The organism is Prochlorococcus marinus str. MIT 9314, from assembly GCF_000760035.1.
Lineage (GTDB): Bacteria > Cyanobacteriota > Cyanobacteriia > PCC-6307 > Cyanobiaceae > Prochlorococcus_A > Prochlorococcus_A marinus_B.
Genome location: NZ_JNAO01000009.1, coordinates 1 through 23771, shown reverse-complemented (window position 1 = coordinate 23771; position 23771 = coordinate 1). Strand labels below are relative to the sequence as shown.

Genomic DNA, 23771 nt, shown 5'->3' with positions numbered 1-23771 from the left:
TAAATAGGAACAGTATTAATTTTACAACGCAAATGTCGGGATATGTTTACCTTATTAGAGTAGGAGACCTTTATAGGATTGGGAAAACGGATAATCTTGAAAAAAAAATTAAAAAATTAAAGCCAGATGAATTATTAACATCAATTATGACTAAGGAGCCAGAAACTCTTGAAGCAAGATTACTAAGAAAATATAAGTCGCAAAGAATTCCTGAAACTGGTTATTTAAAGCTTTCTAAAAGACAAATTAGAGAATGTAAAAAGCAATTTGAACTAAAAGGTAGCTTACCTCACACTTTAGATGCTGAAGTTTCTATAACTCTATTTGCATCTTTTTTATTGTTTTCATTAGGTTCTTTTATTTTTAATTATTTAAATTTTGGATTTATAAGATCTATATCTTATTCTTTCGGAATGGCATCTCTACCAATGGTTATATTATTTATTACAGGTAGTTTTGGCGGATACTTTTCTGAAGATTTATCTCTTTTTTCATTGTTAACTAATCGAATAAAAGGTTTGTTTATTGCAATTGCAATGCTTTCAATGGCTTACTTAATTTTTAATTTAGGTTAAATTTCATAGTTACAATTTAAGGCGATTTCAAATGGAACTGATTGGGTAGGTAACTTAAGAATAGTTGAGCATATTTCAGCAATATCTTCAGGTTGTGTCATGCTTGATTTGTCTAAAGAAGAGATATTTTGGGCCATTTTTGTATTAACCCAGCTTGGGCAAATTGCAGAAATCCTTATATTTTTATCCCAACCTTTGTTTTTCATAGTTTGGCATAATCCCATCAAAGCAAACTTTGAAGAAGAATAAGCGGCTAAATCACCTTTGGATCTTTTACCACTCATTGAAACTAAAACAATAATTCTTCCTCTTCCAGAGGTACATAAATGATCCCAAGAAAGCCTACATAAATGCCAAATTGCCAAAAAATTGATATTTAATGTATTTAAAATCTCTTCTTCATCACCATCTTTGTATAAGAAAGGAACTTTCGATAATACTCCTGAACAATTTATTACTGAATCAAATCCTCCAAATTCATCTACGGTATTCTTTATCCAATTTTCGGCTGTAAATTTTTTTAAAGCATCATAGTGGTTGATTATAATTCTCCCTTCTGGCCATTTTTTTGGATCAATATCGCTTCCTTTTAATGATTCTAAATCTCTTATGCCAACACTAATTCTATTGCCTTCTTTTAATTCTTTATGTGCAATATTTAGTCCAATACCTCTACTGGCTCCACTTATTAATATGGTTCTCATTTTTTAACTATATATTTGGAAATATTATCCTTAGTAACATTTTAAATTCTCTTCCATGCATAATCATAAGCCCTTTTTTTACACTCCATGGAGCCTTTATAAACATTATGCACATAGCATATACAATCTCTTTTAAAGAAAGCGTATCAGTTAGAAATCCATACCATTGATTTTTAGGTAGTTGGAAAAAACTTCCAAAAAATTCTCTCAATAGTTTCTCATCAAACCTCATGAGTTTTTCTAAACCAAATTGGTAAAGTGATTTCTTCCTAATTAATTCTTTTGACCATAAAGTTTCCCAACCTTTTCTAGCAATATGATAAGTACTTAGATTTTTGTTTTTAATTGCTTCTGAGACTGCCTTTGCGACAAGTGGAGCTCTTCTTAAAACATTACCAATTAAATATCCAGATGCAGGATGTACCATTGAAGCAGCACCACCATATCCAAGTATTTGTTGTTTGAAATCTGGGATTGGCATATTCATAGGAAGAAATAAGCCAAGCTCTTCGTGCTGCATGCTTGTAATTGATATATCTCGATAAGAAAGCCTCTTCTCTAGTCTCTCTTTTAAATTTTCCATTGTTAGAGGATTTACCAAACCAAGAGATGTCTCTTCAAGAAAATATTTCCCATCCCCCATATCCATGGCATAAAGAAAAGTTGGCGGTTCTTTTTTTTGCTCATCGTTAAGATGATCATTTCTATAGTCCATTAATACAAACTGCCCTTTCTTAAGTGGAGGTTTACTAAAGTTACCTACTATCCCATAACAAGTTTGGACTGCTAAGGGACCACAGGATTTTAATTTAAGAAAAACAGGATCATACCCTGTTGCATCTACTACTAATTTTGCAGAGTAAGTTTTGCCATCGTTTGTAGTTACTGTACTTTTGTATTTTTCAAAATGTATTTTGTTTGCAAAGCCTTGATGCCATTTAATATAAGACTTATTGCATTCGTTAAACCAATAATTGTGGAGTTTCTTCTTATCAAATAGTCCATAATCTAGTGAATGTTCAGTGGCTTTATTCTCGTCGTCCTGCTCTTCTAAAGCGCCATGCCCAAAAAAACTTACAGTATTCTTCCATCTATATTCAAGTAAATCCTGAAGCCCGAGTTGATCAACTTCTTTCCCCCAAATGCCATATGTATTTGGCCAAGGTTCATCTGGTCCATTTGGAGAAAGTACTTCAACATCTAATTTTTCCTTCCCTAAAGCTGAGGCAATAGCCATACCTGCAGGCCCTGCACCCAAAACAAGAACATCTGGTATATTTTCTTTTGACATTAAATATAAATCTTATGATTAAAGAAATTTATGGAAAAAATTATTACTTCTGAGCCTAGAACTATATTTTTCATCCAATACTTATAATGAGAGTAGATTAATAATAATCAAATTATTCAAATACTAGTGACTAAGTTTTCAGTGTTTTAACAATAATTTATAAGATTACAAAATAAAAAAAACTTTATTTATTTTTTTATCATAAATAAAATATAAGGATTTAAATGATTAAAAATAAAAATATTTTAATTACTGGAGGTAATTCAGGAATAGGGTTTTTTGCCATTATTAATTTACTGAAGACGAAAAATATTTTATATGTTGTAATAAAAAACGAATTAAGAAAGAATGAATTTCTCAGAAAAATCGAGAAACATTTTGATAAAAATTACCTTAGTAAATTTTTAAATATTATTGAAAATTGTGATCTTTCAGATCTAGAGAATATTAAAAAAATTAAAGATTACTTTATTAGTAAAAAGATTTTTTTAGATGTACTTGTTTTAAATGCAGGATTGCAATATACAGGCTCTTTTTATCCTAAAGTATCAAAACAAGGCATAGAACTTACTTTTGCAGTAAATCATCTTGCACATTTTTACTTGGTAAATGTCCTAAAAGATTTTATTAGAGATAAAGAAGAATCTAGAATCATTATTACATCATCAGATGTACATGACCCCAAAAGTTCAGGTGGGAATATAGGAAAGAAAGCGGGACTTAATAACCTAGTTAATTTAAGAAAAAAAGTAACTGGGCAATTTTTAAATTTTAATGCTGATAAAGCTTATAAAAATAGTAAGTTATGTAATATTTTGTTTGCTAAAGAACTTGAAAAAAAATTAAAAATTTCCTCTAGTAAAATTTCTGTAATTACTTGGGCTCCTGGTCTAGTAATACCAAATGATGATCTTGGTTTTTTTAGATACAGTAAGCGTTTTAATCTCTTTGGATATTTAATTTTTTCTAAAGCTGCAAAAAATATTTTAGGAATTTCTGAAAGTATAGAAAATGCTGGTAGGATACTTTCTGAAATTGTTTTTGATTCAAATTTAAATAATATTGGTTACGTTCATTTAAGTAATAAACTTATATCTTTTAAAAAACATAAATTAGTTGAAAGTAAGGTTAGTGATGAGGCAAATAATTCTGAGTTGGCTTCAAAACTCTGGATTTTAAGTGAAGAGATTTGCAGATCATTTGGCTTTGTTACTTTCAATATTTAAGGTTTGTGTTGGGAATGCAAACTCTATATTATTAACCGCAAATTCCTCAATAATTTTTAAATTTATAGATTGTTGAGCTTCCATTGCGGAGAGATAATTATTTGTTGGGATGTAATAAACAAGTTCGAAATTAAGACTGAAGTCGCCAAAATCTGTGAAATGACATCTATCAAAAGACGCATCTTTTGTCTCTTCAACTATTTTTTTAATTATTATTGGAATCAATTTCATAAGTTTTGGAGAGGTTTCATAAACTACTCCCAATTTATGCACTAACCTTCTTTTTTCCATTTGGGCATAATTTGAAATTATTCCATTTGTTAGGGCGCTATTGCTCATTACTATTACTTCTCCATTAATACTTCTTATTCTTGATGATCGTACTCCCACTCTCTCAACCATTCCGAGGACCCCATCAGATTTTATAAACTCACCTTTTTGAAAAGGTTTATCAAGCAAAATTGTTATATATTCAAAGAACTCCTGAACTGGATCCTTCAAAGCCAATCCTGCTCCAATACCTCCTGCACTTAGTAAAGCCCAAATAGCAGTCATTTGAACACCTATATTTTGTAAGAAAAAAATTGAGCCAATACTCCATGTTAATGCTTTTATCAATGGAGTTAGTGAAGATACCATCGAACTAATAGAGGAATCATTAATTTTCGAGGTCGTTTCTGTTAATGATCTTATTAAAGCTTTGTTGAGAGCTTTTATTATGATTATTAATATAAATAATTTCAAAATATTTAATAAGACAGAGATGAAAGTTATTTCATCAGTAAAAAAATAGTCAATTGAAAAATAAAATGATAGGAGGAAACCTATAGGTTTTATAATTCCAGAGATCACCTCAAAAATAAAATCATCGAAATTTGTTTTTGTTCTTTTGGAAATCTTTTTAAAAAATATTTTTGAAACTTTTGAAATTATTATCGACAATAAAGTTCCAATAAAAAAAATAGATAGTGCCAGAAGGAAGTTTTCAGTAACTAATTTCATATTCAAATAAACCCTTTAAATTTATCTCTAATAAAATTTTAAATTATCTCAAAACAACAAACCAGTCTTTATTTTTCTTTAACTATTTATTATGTTTCTAATTTCTTTAAATTCTTCTCTATCCGCAGTTTTGCATAATTCAAAAATTATTGATTCAGTTGTTGTTAAGATCGCCCCACTCTGAGCCATTCTTTGTAATGCTATTTCATGATCTACCCTATTTCGACTTCCCATGGAATCTGATATAAGAATAACTTCAAATCCTTTTTGTAAACAATCTAAGACTGTTTGTTGAATACAAATATGCGTTTCGATCCCACAAACTATCAAATTAGTAATTTTCTTATCTTTAAGTTCTTTTAAAAAATCTTCTAATTTAGCTAGGCTGAATTCCATTTTTTCAAATTTTCTAAATTCTGCTATGGGTGATAATTCAGGTATCGTTACTCCCAATTTGAGCGGGTTTTGTTCAGATACAAATATGTTTTCTTCTAAAATTTGGTAAGCATTTATTAGCTTTTTAATGTTTTTGATTATTGAATCCTTATTAAAAATTGGTCTTATTATTTTTTCCTGAATATCAATAATTATCAAGGCGTTTACTCTCGATGATAATTTATCAGAAGAGATTTCTTGATCATTCATCATTTATATATAAAGATACATTTAACATAATATTTTGAAGAACTTTAGTAAACATTTTAAATCAATAAGTTGTTTTCCTCTCATCTAGAGTTATTATTGAGAATAGCCATTGGTTAATTTTGTCATTATCCTCTCAATACAAAGTCATAACATCTCCTCTTGGTGATGGATTACATAAAGATGGGAAGAGATTAACTCCTCAGAGGCTAAAAGTTCTTAATTTATTTGAAAATATTGGCTCTGGAAAGCATCTTAGTGCTGAAGAGGTTCATGAAAAGTTAGTTAAAACAAGCTCCAAAGTTTCACTAGCAACAATTTATAGAACTTTAAGACTTTTAGTACAAATGGGGTTACTTCATGAATTAGAACTCAGTGAGGGTGGACACAGATATGAACTACTTAGCAACGATACACCTGATCATCATCATTTGATTTGCATTAGGTGTGGAAGAACAGAAGAATTCGAAAATGACGAGGTTTTAGAGGCAGGCAAAGTTGCAGCAAAAGTTAATGGTTTTAAACTAATTGAATCCTCTTTAAATGTAAGAGCTATTTGTCCTAATTGCATTTAGCAAGTTTTAACTTAAAGTCCCTCCACAACTTGACCCTGCACCTGCAGTGCAAGCAAAACAATGTTCTTTTACAGCTACCCCGTAGTCAAAAGTAAATGATTCATCCAATAGATCAAAAAGTGTCTTTGGTCCTTTATTCTCTCGGAAATTTATCTGTTGGTTGAAGTCACAGTCATAAATTTCTCCTAGCCAATTTACGCTAATTGTCTTTTTACACATAAGATTTTCTAAATTTTTTTCATTAAAATTTTCTTTTAGTAATTTGTAATAAGTATTTAGTTTCCCCTCCCTTCTAAGAGATTCTTCATATCTATTTATTGGCATATTAGTTATTGTGTATAAATTATTAAAAACGATATTGAATTTTTCGAATAGAATTTTTTTATAATCCTTCTCCAATATTTCCTGAGAAGGAGGAAGAATTGGGCTTACAGGATTGTAAACAAGATTTAATTGTAATCCATTCTCTTTCTTTCCATAGCCTAAATCATTAAGAATTTTAATGGCATTAATACTTTTTTCAAAAACGCCAAAACCCCTTTGAAAATCAACATTATTTTTTTCATAACACGGTAGCGAAGCAGTTACTGTCACTTTATTTTTTGCAAGGAATTGAGGAAGATCTTCATAACCCTTTTCAAAAAAAATTGTCAAATTGCACCTATCAATAATATCAACTTGTTTTGTGCTTAAGCTGGTTATTAGGTTTTTAAATTCTGGGTGAAGTTCTGGCGCACCGCCTGTTATATCTAAAGTCTTGATTTTATATTTTTCAATTATCTTGGGAATAAGAGATATCATTTCATTGGACATCTTTTCAGTCCTTAGGGGACTCGAATTGACATGACAATGCCTACAAGCCTGATTGCATTTATAACCTATGTTAATTTGCAATGTTTCTATAGGTTCTTTATAAATTGAAGGGAATTTTTCTTTCATGAATCTATTATTTATAAATTGTCATTCGAAAATAAAAAAGTCAACTATTTTTTTTAAAGTTTGATCTCTCATTAGCAAGTTCAATAAACCAACTTATGTATTCTTTGGGACCATTTTTAAAAACTATGTCAAATTTTAGGTTGTCTTGAAAATCACTGATCCCTATTAAACCAGTTTTTTTTATAGAGGGTCTTTCAACTTCACCAGAACTACTATCTACAAAAATTATTTTATTCTTAATCCCAAATTCATTACCTAATATTTGTATTAATTCTAGAAAAGACCTGTCACTTCCACCTCTTGAATAACTTTTTTCATCATTATTTTTTTTTGATGTGACTGTATCACCAACTCCTACAATCAAAGGCATATCTTCTATTTGAATAGTTCTTTTGCATAAATCAATTTTTTCCGTAACAGAATTTGGAGAGTTTCTAAAATTAAAATTTCTTCCAAAAGGAGCTTTACCAGTTTTATCCGCAATAAATTTATTTAAAAGAAATAAAACTCCAGAATCTTTAACTGCTCCTTTAATAAGTAATTGTATGTCTGTTGATCCGATATCATCTTGAGAAGAAAGTTTAATTGTTTCTCTACCATTTTTATTACCTAAATTTGGTGAAATATGAAGGAAAAATGAGTTTTTGAGGCCTTCGGATTCAGCTTTTAAAATGATTTCATTCATCATTTTTTCAAAACTTATTTGAATAAGCTTTCTTTTATCAGAATCTTCATGAACTAAATCAAATAGACTATTGAAATTTATCGTTGGCGAGAAGCGTGTTTCACATATTGATTTTACTGCGTGAAAATTGATATCCTCTTGGCTAAGTTCAGGAAAAATATTCTTAACTATATAATTGAATTTTGGTCTTATTAAACTAGGTACTTTAGATAAAAAACTTAGTTCTTTTTCTGAGACTCCTTCAAAACTTATTTCACCATTACTGTCTTGATACTCTACTCCACAGGCAGCTAAACCTCTTAAATATAGTTCTTTGCTTTTAGGCTCAGTAGTGCTCCTTAAACTCCTCTCTATTATTCTGTTAACTCCTCTTGGACCTTCATGTTCCCCGCAAGTTAATACAAAGAATTCCTCGGCAAATTCTTTTACTGCATAGATATATTTTGATTCTAATTCTCTAGTCATTGGATCTTTAACTAAAGGGATACAAACTCCGTCAATGTCTTGAATAAATAAGATATTTTTAGAGGAAATTAATTGTTTTTGTTCATTTAAATTACTTGCCATATATTCCATATTTATAATTATTTTCCTTTAATTACCACTTTCTCAGAAATTATAAATTAAAAAACTCAATATTTTCAATAAATAATTTGCTATGGTCAAAAATTGCTTTAATGTAGAAAAATGCTGGTATGTGTAAGAAATTAAAAAAATTATCAAGAGTTTCCAAAAATGAAGAATAATTTCGTAGAAAACATCAAAGATAAATATTTTTATTCATTAATTGAAGATATAGATAATAGCAAAGTTGGATTTTACAGTGTTGGTTTATATCCTGCATCACTAGCATACAACTGTGCTATGCATGGGAAATCAAATAATATTCTCTTGGCTCCTAGGGAAGATAGAGATTTGTTAGGTGCTTTCTCAAATGATGTTATTTCTGATATGGATAATGAGATTATTGAAAAGATTAAGAGAATGGGAAATTATTCTTCAGAGGGAGAAATAAAGTCTTTTGATCTAAAAGATCTTCTCTTGAAATGTGAGATAGTTATTCTTGCTTCAAATAGTAATCACATACAGGATGATGTTAAAAATGCTTTAGAACTCAGAAAAAATTTAAAAAGAGAAAATGTGGTTCTTGGCTGTCTAGTCGGTTCTTTTTGTATTGATAATCAAAGTAAAAACCCTTTTATTCTTTGTAATAAATATCCAAATTTAGCTTTTTTTACAGGATTTCATCGTCACGGAGCTTTACGAAATCCTAATGATAGTTTTACTGCAAATTTCTGCCATCCTGATGCGCTAATAGCATTAATAGGAGCACGCATTTTGAATCAATTATCACCGAAAATTCAAGTTTCTCCTGGAGTTCACAATATTGAATGTCAATATATAAAATCAATAAAAAATATCTCATCAATATTCGCAGGTTTTGTAAATAACTTTCATTCCGATAAGCCAGGAATGCTGCCTACCATTAATACGATTTTATTAACTCAATGTTTAGATCAGGCCGCATCAGTATCAATAAAAGTTAGAAAAGAAAATAAATTAGAGAATAAATATCTTTCATTAAAAGAACTTGGTTATGGTGAAGAAATTATTAGTGCAAGGGAAATAATTAATGATAAATTTTGTGAAAAAGGAGATTATACTTTTTCTCAATTGAATGCTGTTAAGGCTGATGTCTTAGGGAGTATGACTCTACCAACTGAAGGAAAACCAACACGGAATTTTCAAGCAGGACAAGTTTTATCAGATATGCTTTTGCAACTCAACAGATGTCCAAAAGATGTCTCAGAATTTGTAAATTGGTGTAATAAATACTCTCTCAGTCAAGGAGGTTTAGAAGGTCTAAAATCTTTAAAATTTTGGCCAGACATTTATAAAGAATTCAAAATTAAAAATAACAATTGTTCAATGATTAATCTGATTTATTTATGCTTTAATGCTAATTCAGATGAAAAAAAAGAAATTTTTAAGGTTTTAATTAGTTCAGAAGAAATCACTAATTTTTGCCAAGAATCTGTGAAATCTGAATTATCTTTAGAACTAAATGAAAAATTAAAAGGAGAGTATCTTTTTGATGATATTGAAAACTTTTATAAGAAATTATTTGTTGACAAAGAGCAAAACGCCCTTAAAACAAATGAATGCAGTAATCAAATTTCTAAAAAAAATCCTAGTTATATCAATGTATTGAAAATTATTAATAAATATTTTAATAATTGATTATTTTTCTAATTTGCTAGAAAGTAAAGTTTTTAATTTATTTACTAATCTTGATTGCAGGGTTAGAATTATTATGGTTAAAAAGGTTTTTTTGAAAAAGGAATTAACTCATCGTTCTCATGAACTTAAAGCTCTTGGTTGGAATCAAGAAGACTTAACAAGATACGAAGATTTATGGGACTACAGTCAAAGATGGGGATTAATAAATTTAGAAAGAGAAGACAGACAGTTTTTAAAGAAGGCAGAAAAGTTACTCCCTAAGATCCAGAATAAAAAGATATCCGTAAAAAAAACTATTGAAGAAAAATCTTATTATCTATGGTTAAATTTTTACCTCGATGAAATTAATATTTTTAGTAATTCTAATCTTCCAAAAAATAAATATGGTGTTTGGACACTCTTAATTGAAGAGGAAATAAAACTTCTTAAGGAATTACAACCAGTTATGGGTCTTCCAGATACTTTAAAAGCTAAGAATCTATTCGAAAATAGAAAAGTGCTTATAAATAAAGCTTTTAGTGAATTTGATGCTAAGAAAAATGATAAGTGTTTCAATTTTGATGAGGTTCTTAACAACTCTGAAAAAGATGTAGGTAAGAATTGGAAATCAATTACTGAAAAAGATCCTGAGGCTAATAAAACTTTTCCAATAATTGATTCTGCAAATATTGAGAAATTCAGATCTGTGATAAAAGAGGATTTGAGTTTGTATATGAAAGATAATTACCCCTCATTAAAAAAGGATTTATAAATATTTATCTATTTTTTGTTTTTTTTTTGAACTTTTTTAAGTTAAATAGATAATAGGTTTATTTAAAAAATTTTGAGCAACCAAAAGTTCGAGACGCTTCAGTTACATGCAGGCCAAGTCCCTGATCCAACTACAAATTCTAGGGCAGTTCCCATTTATCAAACTAGTTCCTATGTTTTTGATAATGCTGAGCATGGCGCGAATCTTTTTGGATTAAAAGAATTTGGAAATATTTATACTCGACTTATGAATCCCACCACAGATGTCTTTGAAAAAAGAATGGCAGCATTGGAGGGAGGGATGGCAGCACTTGCAACATCCTCAGGTCAAGCTGCTCAATTCTTGGCAATAGTGAACTGCATGACAGCAGGGGATAATTTTGTCTCTACATCTTTTCTATATGGTGGGACCTACAATCAATTCAAAGTACAATTTCCAAGATTAGGAATAGAAGTTAAATTTGCCGATGGTGATAGTATCGATAGTTTTAGAAATAAAATTGATGATAAAACAAAAGCAATATATGTCGAATCAATGGGAAATCCTAGGTTCAATATTCCAGATTTTGATGGACTCTCTGCTTTGGCGAAAGAAAATGGAATTCCTCTAATAGTGGATAATACCCTTGGTGCTGGTGGTGCTTTAATAAAACCAATTGATTTTGGAGCCGATGTTGTTGTAGAAAGTGCAACGAAATGGATCGGTGGACATGGAACAAGCATCGGTGGGGTTATTGTTGATGCAGGAACCTTTGATTGGGGAAATGGTAAATTCCCACTAATGAGTCAGCCAAGCGATGCTTATCATGGGCTCGTTCATTGGGACGCTTTTGGTTTCGGTAGTGATATCTGCAAATCTTTGGGAGTACCTGATAATAGAAATATAGCTTTTGCGTTAAGAGCAAGACTTGAATGCCTCAGAGACTGGGGATCAGCTCAAAGTCCTTTTAATTCTTTCTTGCTATTGCAGGGTTTGGAAACTCTAAGTTTAAGAATAGAAAGACAAACTTCTAATGCTCTTGAATTAGCAAAATGGTTAGATTCTAATTCTAATGTAAGTAGTGTTAATTATCCTGGCCTAGAATCTGATCCATATTACTCTAGTGCCAAAAAATATACTACTGGAAGGGGAATGGGTTGCATGCTTATGTTTTCTCTTAATGGGGGTTATGAAAATGCAGTAAAATTTATTGATTCCTTAAAATTGGCGAGCCACCTTGCTAACGTAGGTGATTCAAAAACATTAGTAATTCATCCTGCTTCAACAACTCATCAGCAATTATCCGAAGAAGAACAATTATCTGCAGGTGTGACTCCTACGATGGTAAGAGTTTCTGTAGGAATTGAACATATTGATGATATAAAAGATGATTTCGAACAAGCACTTTCACAAATCACATAGGAAAGGAGATTTATTGGCTTTAATAATTCCTAGTAATTATCACAAGATTAGTGATGTTGAGAAAAATCATATATCTTGGATCGAACCAGAATTGGCAAAAAGACAGGATATACGTCCTCTTAGGATTGGTATTTTAAATATCATGCCTCTTGGCAAGCAGTATGAATTTAACTTACTACATCCACTTGGTTTGTCTCCTCTTCAAATTGAGCCAGTTTGGATAAAGCTTAAAACTCACTCTTATAAAACATGGGATCTTAATCATCTAAATAATCTATACATAACTTGGGAAGAAGCAAATAATCCAGAACCTTTAGATGGAATCATCATTACTGGAGCACCTATTGAGCACCTAGCCTTTGAGGAGGTTAAATATTGGGATGAATTTGTGAAAATAGTAAATGAAGCCAGAAATTCTTGTGCGTGTACTCTTGGATTATGTTGGGCTGGCTTTGCTCTGGCTTATTTGGCAGGAGTTGATAAGCAAGTTTTTGATAGGAAATTATTTGGGGTATTCCCTTTAAAAAGTCTTGTTCCTGGGCACCCTTTGATGGGTACACAAGATGATGAATTTATTTGTCCTCAAAGTAGATTTGCTGGATTACCAGATTTGGAAATGGAGAAGGCCCAAAAAGAAGGGAAATTGAATTTGTTGGCTTATGGAGAAAACGTTGGATATACGATATTTGAATCTAATGATCAAAAACAACTTATGCATTTAGGTCATCCTGAATATACGGTGCATAGAATTATTAGTGAGATTGAAAGAGATAAAGAAAAGGGAGATGTTCCTCTACCTGAAAATTTTGATCTAAATAGTTCAAAAACCGCTTGGAGATCTCATAGGAATTTGCTTTTTCAGCAATGGCTTTGGTTTTGTTATCAGCAAGTTAGTCTTAATTAACTTTTTTCAATGAGCGCTTTCTATACCACCTAGTCTTTCAAATAAGTTAAGACTTTCTTTATTTAACCCTACAATTTCAACTTTAGTACCACCATTCTGGAATTTTCTAATAATTTGCTCAAGTGCAACAACGCCACTTTGATCCCAAATATGAGCTAAAGACATGTCAATTACAATATTTTCTGGATGTTCATGAATATCAAATCCTTGTAAAAAATAAATTTTACTTACAAAAAATAATTGTCCTTTTACTTTGTAGGTAGTTAAATTATTTTCTTTTGCTCTTGAGACAGTTATAACTTTTGCAACTTTTCTGCTGAAAAGAATTGCAGCTAATGCAACTCCTGCAATAACTCCAAGTGCAAGATTATGAGGTTTTGTAAGCATAGTAACTGCAAAAGTCATGAGCATGACTGCAGTATCGCTTTTAGGTATCTTTCTAATATTTTTTAATCCATTTATATCTGCTGTACTTATTGCGATCGTTATCATTATTGCTACTAAAGCAGCCATTGGTATTGCTCCAATCCAAGACTTCAAGAGGATGATCATAATTAGTAGAGATATACCTGAGGAGAGGGTTGATAATCTGGATTTACCACCATTCTCAGTATTCATTACAGATTGCCCAACTAAGGCACATCCAGCCATTCCACCAAATAAAGATGCCACAATATTTGCGATCCCCTGTCCTCTTGCTTCTTTATTTTTATTAGAACTTGTATCAGTTACATCGTCTAAAATGTCTTGAGTTAAAAAGGTTTCCATTAAACCCACAAGAGATATTGCGAGTGAGGTCGGTAAAATTATCCCTAATGTTTCAAGGCTAAAAGGTACTTTTCCATTTTCTATTGATCCAAAAGGAAGAGAAATACTTGGTAATCCATCAGGTAATTTACCCAAATCGCTAACTGTTGGGACATCTAAATTAAAGAATATGCTTATAAGAGTTATGACTACTATTGCAATAAGTTGAGATGGGATTACTTTTGTGATTTTTGGAAGCCCATAGATAATTACTAATCCTAGGATTACAAGAATCCAAACTACTGGAATTTGAGAGTTGACTGGATATTGACTTAAAGTTTCTTCAACTAATTCTTTTGATTCTTTAATACCTATTCCTAACTGAGGTAGCTGTGCTTGAAATATTAAAAGAGCCAGTGCATTTACAAATCCACTTAATACTCCTGTTGGCACGAATCGCATTTGGTAGGCAAGTCTCAAATATCCCCAAAGAATTTGGAAAATTCCAGTTAATATTCCAGCTGCAATAAGATATGGGACACCTAAACCAGGGGCTTGTGATTCTCCATAGGCAACAAGTCCAGTCATCAAAAGAGCTGTTGAACCCGTGGCAGAAGTGATCATACCCCTTCTTCCACCTACAATCGCAATTGTTATAGATAAGCAAAATGCGCCAAAAAGGCCAACTTTAGGATCTACTCCAGCTATACCTGAAAAAGCAATTGCTTCTGGGATCATTGCAAAAGCTACAACTAAGCCAGAGAGAATATTTGACTTTGGATCATCTAACCAATTTTTAGATAAATATCTTGAGAAATTTGACATTTTAAGTTTCTTTATAATTAAGAAGTTACCTCATAAAGGAGGCAAAATACCTTGTGGGTCAAAAATATTCTTTAAAGTTTTTAATTCATTCATTCTATCTCCAAAGGCTAGTGTGATTTCTTCATCATGAGAATTCAAATGATTATGCAATTGAGCTAAGTGAATATTTGGATAAAACTTTTTTAGCTTGCTCCACGATTTATAAATCCATTCCAAAGCGACTTCTTTTTCTTGAAGATCATTTTTTTTCCATGATGCATATATCCATGGTTTCCAAGTGCTTTTTCTATGAACAAAAAAGCTTGAGCCATGATTTAACTTTTTAGTTTTGCAACCTAATTGTTGAGAAGCGATGTAACAGGAATTATTAGGTTTATTATCCATTATTTCATCCAAACATTTTATGAAAATTGGGATATCATTTTTTAAATCTTCTCCAAGAAGACTAATTACCTCAGAATGGTTATTTGCATTCAGCTCATATAAATTCAATTCCTTAGGGAAGAAATTTATTTTGTTAAAGTTTTTATAAAATTGTTTTTCTAGAGTAGGGAATTTTTCTAGAAGCATTAAGCATTTTTCTGTTCTTTTATCCTCTAAATTATTTTTGAGTTCAGCAAAAATATATATGTAAATTTTTTGGGCATAAATCCATTGAAGACTAATATTTTCTGGAAATTCCTCTGATAGTTTTATTATTTCTGTAAGTTCATTTAGATTTACAAATCCTTCAATAACCTTAATTGAATTAGATTGGATAGTCTTAAGTTCTATTTCGGTAATAATTGAAAAGAATGGTGCTGCGCCTTTAATTGCTTCCCAAATCAATTGTTCTTCTGGATTTATTTGATTTTTTTTTAAAGAAATAAATGTGCCATTACCCAAGAAACCTTTTATTGATTCAATATTATCAATTGCTAATCCGTAGGTTCTACTGAGCGGGCTTACTCCACCAGTAAGGATATAGCCTGCTCCAGGAAGTTTAGAAAGTCCGATTGGAAAACTTCGATTATATTTTTGTAAATGATTTAATAGATCCCCCATTATTACACCACCTCCAATTGTTACTAAATTGGTTTTTCTATCTAGTTGAATTTTGCTGTGATTTTTTCTTAGATCAAGAGTTGTAAAACCATTTTTTGCACAGCTAGAAGTGGTACCTCCACTACACACGCAAAGGTGCTCGAATTTTTCGTAAGAATAGTTATCCTCATTAAATAAGGATTCATCCACGTCATAAATTAATTTCTTTAATTTTGCATCCTTTGAGTTGATATTTGGAACTTCAAGCAGGTTATTATTATTTTTCACTACACGATATTGTTCTTTACTATTATGGTATAAGTAATTATTTGAATTTGGATAATTTAGATTTGAAGTTAAATAATCAAGTCGCGATACTTATCTGTGGACATGGGAGTAGAAATAAACTAGCCATTTCTGAATTTCAAGAATTAACTAATTTCATCCAAAAAAGATATCCAAACTTTTTAGTTGAATATGGTTTCTTGGAATTTGCTAAACCTTCGATTGTTGATGCTTTAGACAAGTTAAAAGATCTTTCTATAAAAAAAGTAATTGCAATACCTGCAATGCTTTTCGCTGCTGGCCATGTAAAAAATGATATACCTAGCCTGCTTATGAATTATTCAAGTAAAACAGGAATTGAAATAATTTATGGAAGAGAATTAGGTATTAATAATTTAATGATTAGTGCAGCTTGTGAAAGAGTAAAAGATGTATTTAAACAAAATAATAATCTCAAACCTGAAGAATCATTATTAGTTGTTGTGGGTAGAGGCTCTTCTGACCCGGATGCGAATTCCAATGTTTCAAAAATCACGAGAATGATCGTAGAGGGTATTGGTTTAGGGTGGGGGGAAACAGTTTTTTCTGGAGTAACTTTCCCCCTTGTTGAACCTGGCTTGAAAAATGTTGTGAGACTTGGTTATAAAAATATAATTGTTTTCCCTTATTTCCTTTTCTCAGGTGTCCTTGTTACAAGAATAAAAAGGCAAAGTGATTTAGTTGCGATTAATAATCCAAATATTTCATTTATACATGCAAAATATCTTTCGTCACAGTCTTATGTGGTCGACACTTTTGTAGAAAGGATTGAAGAGATTCTTAATAACGAAGGTAATAATTTTATGAATTGCTCAACTTGTAAATATAGATCAAATTTATTTGGCTTTGAAAAAGAAGTTGGAATGGTCCAAGAAAGTCATCATGATCATGTAGAGGGCTTAGGTATCAGCTGTGATTTATGTGATCCCGAATGTAATGGTGCTTGTGAAATACAAAATCAAATACCAACTCATAATCAAGAAAAATCAGACACAGATGGAGGTGATTACTTAGAACATGAACATGTAGAGGCTCATCAACATGAACATAATCACCATCACCATCACCATAGTATTTATCCAAATTCAAAACATCCTTTAGGGCCTGTCACGCTTCGCTTGCCTAATAAAGACTAAATCTTAAGAAAATCCGTTGAAATCAATGAATCACCTGTCTCTTTCTCGACTAAGTCTTAATAGACTCAGTATATATAAGTATTCTTAATATAAAATCGTGAAAGTATTTTGAGCTAGATTTTCCACAATTTGCAGGTTGTTTTCCACGTCCAAATCCACACTGGTTTAGAAATGGCAGTATTTTTCAAAAAAAACAGGACTTCAACATTATTGTTGACTTTTTTTTAAGATCTGTTCAATTTCCTTATTTGAAAAAGAAGTTTTTTAAAAACATACATATAACATGAGTCTTATTTGATAATTTGAAAAGTTTACCAGAAGATTTTTATTGATATTTTTAGAGAAAAATATCATTATTGTTGATGAAAAAAAAAATAAATTTATGGATCAAATCAACCAAACAAATTTAGCTGATAAGAAACTCGTAGAGTGCTCTTCAAATAAAGTCTCATTAGAAACAGAGCTTTCAGAAACTCTTTATAACACTATGAAAGATTTCGTATTAAGTAACCCGACTTGGGATCAATATAAGCTTATAAATTCAGCATTAGCTACTTTTCTCGTTCAAAACGGTTGTACAGATAATTCTGTCTCAGAAATTTATTTAAATCAATTATTTACACCCTCTAAGTCTTTTTAATATTTAAACAGGCTCTTCTACTCAAGGCCATCATTGTAAGTGTGGGGCTTTGCCAAGATGATGTGGGCCAGCATGCTCCATCTAGTACCAGTACATTCTTACATCTCCACAATCTGTTAAATTTATCAACTACGCTAATTTCTTCATTTACACCCATTGGTGCTCCCCCTACCTCATGAATATAATATCCAGGAGGAGGAGGACTACCTGAAAGTGCCATCAAATTTTTTGTAAATAAGCTCCCTAATGGAATATTCATTAGTTCATTAATATTTTTTATTTTCCCATTTGCAGCTTTGACTGATTTTTGTATTGTTTTTTCCATATGTTTTGCCATATTTAACTCATTCTCGCTCCATTCGAATTGAATGTAGGGAATTGGTATTCCCCATTCATCTGTTTTTCTTGAGAGAGAAACTGAGTTTTTCTCTCTAGGAAGGACTTCACCATGGGCGATAAGAAAGCCAATGGATTTGTTTGCGTCTTTTTGTAAAAATTTAGGTATCCCTAATCTATCAATTGCCCCCCAGATTCCGTAACCTCTATGGAAATTTATGTCGTCAATTTCTGGTAAATTTGAACCAAAAGGAATAAAGAAGCTGCCTGCTCCAGAAAGATCGGGAGGATTATCTAGTGAATTATCTGAGTTTTTTACTTTTGGGACTGAAAAAAATCTGCAGATAGATATGTGATCCATTAGGTATTTACCTAATTTCCCAGAATTATCTTTAAACCCTAAGGAATTTGATTTGTATTCTGAGTTCATTAGTATTCTCAGTGTTGAAATTGTTGATGCGCAAAGAAGAATCAAATCACAATCCAATACTTCTTTGTGTCCATTTTCTAGGTTTACAATCGTTAGTTTTGAGGCAAGCTCTGTTATCTTGTTAATCTCAAAAGACTCCACTAGGTAATTAGAGATTATTTGTACATTTCCAGTATCTAAAGCTTTTTTTAAAGAGCTTCCTACACTAGAGGACTTGGGCCAATTTTTTTCTTTTACAGATGAATTACGGTCAAATCCTCTTGATTGGATAAATGGATAGTTTAATTTTGATTTAACTTTGCTGCCAAAAACATTTTCGTTTTCTGTAAGAGGAATTTCACCAATATATTTACCGTTTGGGACCTCCTTGATATCATCTTTTCGTCCATAAATTCCGCAAAAATTTTCAATAAAATCGTAGTGAGGGGAAATTTCTTCGTATGAAATAGGCCAGTTTGGCCCGAATCCGTCTTTTTTAGCCGGATGAAAGTCTTCTGAGGAAAGTCTTAATGTTATGCCTCCCCAAGTTAATGATCTCCCCCCATATTGTTTACCTTGTGTCCAAAGAAATGGCTTTTTTTTGGGGAAGTCATAAGGATGCTTCAATTCATTTGAATATAGGTCAGGATTATTTTTCCAATAACCAGGATGTTGGCACTGATTGGCATGTTTTTTTGTTATGACTCCTGATAATCTTTTTAATGTACTTTTTGGCTCATGATTACTAGCTTCATCCCTTTTAACTTGAGGCCCTGCTTCTATTACTAAAACTTTGATCCCTTGTTCTGCCAATGTAAGTGCTGCTATTCCTCCTGTGGCTCCAGAACCTACAACAATTGCATCATAAGGACTTATATCCAAAACCTATTTCGTTATTTGCTATTTCAATAAATATAGCATTCAGTAAATAATTAATTTTTAGATTTCAGCTTAAGAAGTTAGAATTTATTGAAATACTACTCAAACAAATGAAATTTATAATTTTAACTTTTTTAATAGTTGTTTTAACCCTCCCTTCTACAGGATTCGCTGCGTTGGATTATGGTAAACAATCTTTGGTAGGGGCTGATTTTTCTGGATCTGATTTAAAAGGAGCAACTTTCTATTTGACTGATTTACAAGATGCAAATTTGTCAGGTTGTGAGCTCCAAAATGCGACTCTTTATGGAGCAAAATTGAAAGATACTAATTTAAGTAACTCCAACTTAAGAGAAGTAACTTTAGACTCGGCTGTTTTAGATGGAACAGATTTATCAAATACTAACTTGGAGGATTCTTTTGCTTATAGTACCCAGTTTGAAAATGTAAAAATACAAGGCGCAGACTTCACAAATGTTTTTTTGCCAAAAGATATTATTAGGAAATTTTGTGAAAGTGCTACTGGAACTAATCCAATTACAAATAGAGAAACCAGAGAAACTTTAGAGTGCGATTACATTTAAATTTATGCACATACAAGTTCTTTTTTAATCTTTCTTTGTTTATAAAGTGATCTTCCAACAGGCCAACCTAAAGTAGATAAATGTTTCATTAAAGAACTTGAATATTTGAAATAAAAATTGTCTGAATATTTGATGCCAAGTTCATTTAAAGTGGTTATTAATAAACAAAGATCTTTCTTCTTGCCTTTTTTCATATCCAATAATATCAATGCTTCACTTGATAATTTTTTTTCTAGTACCTTATCATTTTCAGCAAAACCAACTTTAAGTGAATTAAATGCATCAGAATAAAGAGTATAAATTATTCCATCTTTAGATTTATCAGCAGAAGTATCTACATTAAATCTTGATGATATTAATGTTTTGTATCCTTTAATGATTTTTCTGTTATACATAATTATTTGATTTCATCCTGAGCTAATTCGTATTTCTCCAATAGATTGTTCACTTCTGCTAGTGCAATCCTCTTTTGACAAGCCGAGTTATATCTATTTACTGCTATTGAAGGTATTGAACCTTTGCTTTTCATTTCCCTTATACCAGTTTCTAAACATTGAAAAGCAACACTTGATAGATCTCTCCCTTCTGCTGCGGCCCAAACTTTCAAAAGATAAGTAAGATTTGATGGTACTGAGATCTGAACTTTGTTTGAATTTGAAGTATTTAATGCAATATCATCGAGACTAATTTCTTTAGAGGAAATAGTTTCTTTAACCTTTTTCTTCAAAAATTTTACTTGACTTATAGCGTCCTCTTTATTCTTTATTTTTTGTTCTATTTCAAATAACTCTTCTTCAGAATTAATTAAAGCTTCTAATGCCCATTTAGCATCATCTTTGGCAACCGCGGTTCTATCAAGCCATTCATCTCTTATTTTTGACCAATTACTAGGCATAAGCTTTATAAGATAATTCTATGATATATAAATCTATATAGATTGTCTATTAATTCTAAATAGAATTAATATAGATTGTTTAAAATTTTAATTTAATTTTTAATAATTCCTCTTCTTAGAAATATTCTTTAAAAATAATTGAAACTGCAGAATCCATCCTATGTGATTTTAGAGGTATTTTTTTGCCGATTGAAAACGATATATTTGATAATTCAATACTTTTTAAATTTTAGTTATTTGTTTATTTAATTAAAACTTCTGAGCTTTTAATCTCTTTCAATAAGTTCAACTTTATAACCATCAGGATCCTCAACAAAAGCCAAGACAGTAGTACTGTTTTTCATTGTTTTAGGTTTGGTTGTTATTTTACAACCATTTTTTTCTAATCCTTGGCAAATTACATGAATATCTTTTACTCCAATAGCTATATGACCATATTTATCTCCAAGCTCATAGTCTTCAGACTTTTTGTCCCAGTTATAAGTTAATTCAATTACTGAGTTTTCTTTTTCTGAGCCATAACCAACAAATGCCAAAGTAAATTTTCCATGAGGGTAATCCTTTTTTCGCAATAAATTCATTCCCAATCTATTGACGTAGAAATCAATGGATTTATCTAAATCTCCGACCCTCAACATTGTATGTAGGATACGCATTTTGAATTATGAACCTGAATCAATTATCTAATATTTAATAACCATCTGCCAAAGTTAATTTTTTCGAAAGTAAGTCTTTTTATTAAGTTCAAAAAATTAGGTTAAAATATGAATACGAAATTCCAATAATATATTGAATCAGATATTCCAAAGACTCTCATCAGTATTTTTGTATACTTTGCCATTAAAGGCATCAATACCTTTTGGATATTATTTGTTCTATAAATATTCATTTTTAAAAATACTTTTATTACTAACTTTTCCGATAGCAATAATTGAAAAATCTTTGCCTTTTGGTAGTTTTTTATTATTTATAATTTTGTTTGCTGGATTAGTAAGAAATCCAAATGTTCCCTATTTCGTTAGATATAATGCATGCCAAGCTTTATTAATTGATATCGCTTTAATAATAATTTCATATCTTTTGAGAATATTTCCCATAGTTGAATTAGGCTCAATAATTTTTATATTTACAATATGTATTTTTATTTATTCAATTTTTCAATGTATTTATGGAGTTGAACCTGAAATTCCCTTAATTAGTAAATCTGTAAGAATGCAAATTTAAAAAGATTTATAGATTTACTGACTTTCTTCAGCACTCATTCAGAATAGATTCCCATCTTTGTTGACTTGCCTTTATTGCTTGCATTGGTGGATTAGCTCCCTCTATTTCAAAGGCTTTAATTAATGATTTATTAGCTAATAGACCCAATCTTGCGGCCTCTCTTTGCCTAGAGCATACTTTTTTTCTTGATCCCTCTTTTAGACTATTTTCGATTTCTTTAAGAATCTGGCTAGCTTCATTCGATTTTGAATAAAAATCATTCATGTACACATCAAGTGCCGTATCAGCAAGGATTCTTACTGGAGAGATTATTGTGACTAAGCAAACTATAAAACTTGTAAATACAAATATTTTCATAAGAATCTTAAGTAAATTTTTTGCCCGATCTCTTTAATACTAAATAAAAGGTTAGAACGCTAATTGTTCCAGATGGGCCTATTAAAACATGCCAAAATTGATCGCCACTAATTGAGAGCCTTGTTCCAAAGAAAGTCGTAAAAAAAATACCAAATATTGGGTAAAGGATAAAAAGCCAATCTTTAAAAACTCTTTGCCAATTAATAATTAGAAGGATACTTATTATTACTTGAAAAAGAAGAGCAATAGATTTATCAAATAAAAAATATGAGATTATTGAACATAAAGAAATACAAAAATTAGTTTTTTGAATAAATTTATTTTTTATAACTGATATCGATAAACATGTTAGACCTAAAGATAGGAAAGAATAAAATAACCAATTAAATAAAGAGGAATGATCTACATAAATCCAAGATGTTTGGGTATGATCTATCATTTCAGAAATCGATGCCAATCCTAAAAAAATAAACCCGAAAGGTATCAATTCGTTCTTGCGAATGTGTTTGAATTTTCTGATAGATCTAATTCCTAATAATATTGGGATGATTGCTGCCTGAAAATGGGCTAATAATAAAATTGAAAAAAACAAAATAAATTCTCAAACAAAATTCATCTAAAATTTAAATATGATTAATTAGTTTCAAGTTATCTTAGTAGAGACAGATACCATTGCCCGATTACTATTATCAATATTGTAAGAACAAAAGGGAAAGCAGGATATCTTGTCTGAAAATTAGCTGGTGGCCAAGGAGACCAAGATATTAATCTACCTTGAGGTTCATTAGAGATAATTTTTTTTTTCGATTTTTTGGGTATTAGGTTATCTGTGGCGAATCCTTTTTTCATAGTAAAAATAAAATTATCCTAACAAAGACGTCCCAAAAGGGCGTTTATATTATTCGGTTGAATTTCGGTTGCGTTTTATTTGGAACGGAGGGGGTGGGATTCGAACCCACGGTGCCCTTGCAGACACGCTAGTTTTCAAGACTAGAGCCTTAAACCACTCGACCACCCCTCCAAAGGGTTATTCAGTTGTATCCGAACCATTAATATATATCATAAGAAGTCAGTCATAGGCAAGCTATTCACGTTATAACTAGGATTCTCAGAGGTTATAAAATGAAAACATTTTTTGATTTACAGAACATAGATCAACTTTCACCAATTTGTACATACTTTAAGTAAATATATTTTGATAACAACAAAAGTAGTGCTTTAATTTTACGAACATATGCATGGTTGAGATATAGCTTAATTGCTTTTTAGTAAATTAAAATTAACAAAATTAATATGTTGAAGCCATATACAGTGCACTACCGTGATTTTCAAAATATAAGATTAGAAAATTGTTTTTATGCCTCTGACGCTTACGAGGCTAGAACACTAGCAATGGAATTTAATAAGTATATAAATGAACATCCAAACAGTATTGACCTAATAAGATGTGAAAAAT

At 30.8% G+C, this 23771-nt stretch carries 26 protein-coding genes and 1 tRNA gene; 11 read left to right on the top strand and 16 right to left on the bottom strand.

Going from position 1 to position 23771, the window contains the following annotated elements; genetic code table 11:
- Positions 1–32 precede the first annotated feature (32 nt).
- Positions 33–575, top strand: a complete 543-nt coding sequence (locus EU98_RS04390) for a GIY-YIG nuclease family protein (protein WP_032515764.1) — start codon at positions 33–35, stop codon at positions 573–575.
- Here EU98_RS04390 and EU98_RS04395 read toward each other — a convergent pair.
- Together EU98_RS04395 and crtL are read right to left on the bottom strand one after the other, a co-directional pair.
- Complete coding sequence (locus tag EU98_RS04395) at positions 572–1279, bottom strand: SDR family NAD(P)-dependent oxidoreductase (RefSeq protein WP_032515763.1); 708 nt, start codon at positions 1277–1279, stop codon at positions 572–574. The two genes, EU98_RS04390 and EU98_RS04395, sit on opposite strands and share 4 nt — an antisense overlap.
- A 7-nt stretch (positions 1280–1286) precedes the next feature.
- Entirely contained in the window at positions 1287–2570 is a 1284-nt protein-coding gene (crtL, locus tag EU98_RS04400; protein WP_032515762.1) for a lycopene beta cyclase, read from the bottom strand.
- 224 nt (positions 2571–2794) lie between these two features.
- On the opposite strand from crtL, the gene EU98_RS04405 reads away from it, so the two are divergent.
- Positions 2795–3796: an SDR family NAD(P)-dependent oxidoreductase gene (locus tag EU98_RS04405; protein ID WP_032515761.1), complete on the top strand. Its 1002-nt coding sequence runs from the start codon at positions 2795–2797 to the stop codon at positions 3794–3796.
- Here the strand turns inward: EU98_RS04405 and EU98_RS04410 are convergent.
- Both EU98_RS04410 and EU98_RS04415 read right to left on the bottom strand, forming a co-directional pair.
- Entirely contained in the window at positions 3767–4798 is a 1032-nt protein-coding gene (locus EU98_RS04410) for a mechanosensitive ion channel family protein (protein ID WP_032515760.1), read from the bottom strand. The genes EU98_RS04405 and EU98_RS04410 overlap by 30 nt on opposite strands.
- Before the next feature lie 78 nt (positions 4799–4876).
- Positions 4877–5443 (bottom strand): isochorismatase family protein, encoded by a 567-nt coding sequence (locus EU98_RS04415; protein ID WP_032515759.1) that lies wholly within the window; start codon positions 5441–5443, stop codon positions 4877–4879.
- A 119-nt stretch (positions 5444–5562) separates the two neighbouring features.
- On the opposite strand from EU98_RS04415, the gene EU98_RS04420 reads away from it, so the two are divergent.
- Entirely contained in the window at positions 5563–6015 is a 453-nt protein-coding gene (locus tag EU98_RS04420; RefSeq protein ID WP_025906563.1) for a Fur family transcriptional regulator, read from the top strand.
- A gap of 6 nt (positions 6016–6021) precedes the next feature.
- Here the strand turns inward: EU98_RS04420 and arsS are convergent, their stop codons facing one another.
- Together arsS and stpA are read right to left on the bottom strand one after the other, a co-directional pair.
- Entirely contained in the window at positions 6022–6954 is a 933-nt protein-coding gene (gene arsS, locus EU98_RS04425) for an arsenosugar biosynthesis radical SAM (seleno)protein ArsS (protein WP_032515756.1), read from the bottom strand.
- Between the two features lie 40 nt (positions 6955–6994).
- Positions 6995–8215, bottom strand: coding sequence for a glucosylglycerol 3-phosphatase (gene stpA, locus EU98_RS04430; protein WP_032515755.1), 1221 nt, complete (start codon positions 8213–8215; stop codon positions 6995–6997).
- A 159-nt stretch (positions 8216–8374) separates the two neighbouring features.
- Here stpA and EU98_RS04435 point away from each other — a divergent pair, with 159 nt between their 5' ends.
- From EU98_RS04435 to EU98_RS04450, 4 genes are all read left to right on the top strand, one after another.
- Positions 8375–9880 (top strand): hypothetical protein, encoded by a 1506-nt coding sequence (locus EU98_RS04435; RefSeq protein ID WP_032515754.1) that lies wholly within the window; start codon positions 8375–8377, stop codon positions 9878–9880.
- A 91-nt stretch (positions 9881–9971) separates the two neighbouring features.
- Positions 9972–10631 (top strand): hypothetical protein, encoded by a 660-nt coding sequence (locus EU98_RS04440; RefSeq protein WP_032515784.1) that lies wholly within the window; start codon positions 9972–9974, stop codon positions 10629–10631.
- A gap of 72 nt (positions 10632–10703) precedes the next feature.
- Positions 10704–12032 carry an O-acetylhomoserine aminocarboxypropyltransferase/cysteine synthase family protein gene (locus EU98_RS04445; protein ID WP_032515753.1) on the top strand — a complete coding sequence of 443 codons (1329 nt, stop codon included), beginning with the start codon at positions 10704–10706 and terminating at the stop codon, positions 12030–12032.
- 13 nt (positions 12033–12045) lie between these two features.
- On the top strand, positions 12046–12936 hold the full coding sequence (locus tag EU98_RS04450; RefSeq protein ID WP_032515783.1) for a homoserine O-succinyltransferase: 891 nt from the start codon (positions 12046–12048) through the stop codon (positions 12934–12936).
- Positions 12937–12942: 6 nt separating this feature from the next.
- Here the strand turns inward: EU98_RS04450 and EU98_RS04455 are convergent, their stop codons facing one another.
- Both EU98_RS04455 and EU98_RS04460 read right to left on the bottom strand, forming a co-directional pair.
- Entirely contained in the window at positions 12943–14508 is a 1566-nt protein-coding gene (locus tag EU98_RS04455) for a SulP family inorganic anion transporter (RefSeq protein WP_032515752.1), read from the bottom strand.
- Between the two features lie 30 nt (positions 14509–14538).
- Positions 14539–15819, bottom strand: a complete 1281-nt coding sequence (locus tag EU98_RS04460) for an FAD-binding protein (RefSeq protein ID WP_032515750.1) — start codon at positions 15817–15819, stop codon at positions 14539–14541.
- Here EU98_RS04460 and EU98_RS0108945 point away from each other — a divergent pair.
- Together EU98_RS0108945 and EU98_RS04465 are read left to right on the top strand one after the other, a co-directional pair.
- Positions 15786–16991 (top strand): sirohydrochlorin chelatase, encoded by a 1206-nt coding sequence (locus tag EU98_RS0108945; RefSeq protein ID WP_032515749.1) that lies wholly within the window; start codon positions 15786–15788, stop codon positions 16989–16991. The two genes, EU98_RS04460 and EU98_RS0108945, sit on opposite strands and share 34 nt — an antisense overlap.
- Positions 16992–17373: 382 nt before the next feature.
- Positions 17374–17631 (top strand): DUF2811 domain-containing protein, encoded by a 258-nt coding sequence (locus tag EU98_RS04465; protein ID WP_032515782.1) that lies wholly within the window; start codon positions 17374–17376, stop codon positions 17629–17631.
- Here EU98_RS04465 and EU98_RS04470 read toward each other — a convergent pair.
- Entirely contained in the window at positions 17618–19258 is a 1641-nt protein-coding gene (locus tag EU98_RS04470; protein WP_032515748.1) for a GMC oxidoreductase, read from the bottom strand. The two genes, EU98_RS04465 and EU98_RS04470, sit on opposite strands and share 14 nt — an antisense overlap.
- A 107-nt stretch (positions 19259–19365) precedes the next feature.
- Here EU98_RS04470 and EU98_RS04475 point away from each other — a divergent pair, with 107 nt between their 5' ends.
- Positions 19366–19839, top strand: coding sequence for a pentapeptide repeat-containing protein (locus EU98_RS04475; RefSeq protein ID WP_032515747.1), 474 nt, complete (start codon positions 19366–19368; stop codon positions 19837–19839).
- Between the two features lie 2 nt (positions 19840–19841).
- On the opposite strand, the gene EU98_RS04480 is transcribed toward EU98_RS04475, so the two are convergent.
- The 3 genes from EU98_RS04480 to gloA form a co-directional block, all read right to left on the bottom strand.
- A complete protein-coding gene (locus EU98_RS04480; RefSeq protein WP_032515746.1) occupies positions 19842–20234 on the bottom strand; it encodes a hypothetical protein in 393 nt (130 codons plus the stop codon).
- A 2-nt stretch (positions 20235–20236) separates the two neighbouring features.
- The gene (locus tag EU98_RS04485) at positions 20237–20734 is read right to left on the bottom strand and encodes a VHS domain-containing protein (protein ID WP_025952597.1); all 498 of its coding nucleotides are present in this window, start codon (positions 20732–20734) and stop codon (positions 20237–20239) included.
- Between the two features lie 266 nt (positions 20735–21000).
- On the bottom strand, positions 21001–21390 hold the full coding sequence (gene gloA, locus EU98_RS04490) for a lactoylglutathione lyase (protein ID WP_032515744.1): 390 nt from the start codon (positions 21388–21390) through the stop codon (positions 21001–21003).
- 133 nt (positions 21391–21523) lie between these two features.
- Here gloA and EU98_RS04495 point away from each other — a divergent pair, with 133 nt between their 5' ends.
- Positions 21524–21958, top strand: coding sequence for a Tic20 family protein (locus tag EU98_RS04495; protein WP_032515743.1), 435 nt, complete (start codon positions 21524–21526; stop codon positions 21956–21958).
- Between the two features lie 27 nt (positions 21959–21985).
- Here EU98_RS04495 and EU98_RS04500 read toward each other — a convergent pair whose 3' ends face one another.
- From EU98_RS04500 to EU98_RS04515, 4 genes are all read right to left on the bottom strand, one after another.
- Positions 21986–22315, bottom strand: a complete 330-nt coding sequence (locus EU98_RS04500) for a hypothetical protein (RefSeq protein WP_025931650.1) — start codon at positions 22313–22315, stop codon at positions 21986–21988.
- Between the two features lie 7 nt (positions 22316–22322).
- A complete protein-coding gene (locus tag EU98_RS04505; protein WP_032515742.1) occupies positions 22323–22907 on the bottom strand; it encodes a hypothetical protein in 585 nt (194 codons plus the stop codon).
- A gap of 56 nt (positions 22908–22963) precedes the next feature.
- Positions 22964–23164 carry a hypothetical protein gene (locus EU98_RS04510; protein WP_032515741.1) on the bottom strand — a complete coding sequence of 67 codons (201 nt, stop codon included), beginning with the start codon at positions 23162–23164 and terminating at the stop codon, positions 22964–22966.
- An 85-nt stretch (positions 23165–23249) separates the two neighbouring features.
- Positions 23250–23336: transfer RNA gene (locus EU98_RS04515), tRNA-Ser, on the bottom strand.
- Positions 23337–23771: the final 435 nt, after the last annotated feature.

Coding starts and splice junctions, on each gene's coding strand:
- EU98_RS04390 (WP_032515764.1), top strand. CDS start 33: ATGTCGGGATATGTTTACCTTATTAGAGTAGGAGACCTTTATAGGATT.
- EU98_RS04395 (WP_032515763.1), bottom strand. CDS start 1,279: ATGAGAACCATATTAATAAGTGGAGCCAGTAGAGGTATTGGACTAAAT.
- crtL (WP_032515762.1), bottom strand. CDS start 2,570: ATGTCAAAAGAAAATATACCAGATGTTCTTGTTTTGGGTGCAGGGCCT.
- EU98_RS04405 (WP_032515761.1), top strand. CDS start 2,795: ATGATTAAAAATAAAAATATTTTAATTACTGGAGGTAATTCAGGAATA.
- EU98_RS04410 (WP_032515760.1), bottom strand. CDS start 4,798: ATGAAATTAGTTACTGAAAACTTCCTTCTGGCACTATCTATTTTTTTT.
- EU98_RS04415 (WP_032515759.1), bottom strand. CDS start 5,443: ATGAATGATCAAGAAATCTCTTCTGATAAATTATCATCGAGAGTAAAC.
- arsS (WP_032515756.1), bottom strand. CDS start 6,954: ATGAAAGAAAAATTCCCTTCAATTTATAAAGAACCTATAGAAACATTG.
- stpA (WP_032515755.1), bottom strand. CDS start 8,215: ATGGAATATATGGCAAGTAATTTAAATGAACAAAAACAATTAATTTCC.
- EU98_RS04435 (WP_032515754.1), top strand. CDS start 8,375: ATGAAGAATAATTTCGTAGAAAACATCAAAGATAAATATTTTTATTCA.
- EU98_RS04455 (WP_032515752.1), bottom strand. CDS start 14,508: ATGTCAAATTTCTCAAGATATTTATCTAAAAATTGGTTAGATGATCCA.
- EU98_RS04465 (WP_032515782.1), top strand. CDS start 17,374: ATGGATCAAATCAACCAAACAAATTTAGCTGATAAGAAACTCGTAGAG.
- EU98_RS04475 (WP_032515747.1), top strand. CDS start 19,366: ATGAAATTTATAATTTTAACTTTTTTAATAGTTGTTTTAACCCTCCCT.
- EU98_RS04480 (WP_032515746.1), bottom strand. CDS start 20,234: ATGTATAACAGAAAAATCATTAAAGGATACAAAACATTAATATCATCA.
- EU98_RS04485 (WP_025952597.1), bottom strand. CDS start 20,734: ATGCCTAGTAATTGGTCAAAAATAAGAGATGAATGGCTTGATAGAACC.
- gloA (WP_032515744.1), bottom strand. CDS start 21,390: ATGCGTATCCTACATACAATGTTGAGGGTCGGAGATTTAGATAAATCC.
- EU98_RS04500 (WP_025931650.1), bottom strand. CDS start 22,315: ATGAAAATATTTGTATTTACAAGTTTTATAGTTTGCTTAGTCACAATA.
- EU98_RS04510 (WP_032515741.1), bottom strand. CDS start 23,164: ATGAAAAAAGGATTCGCCACAGATAACCTAATACCCAAAAAATCGAAA.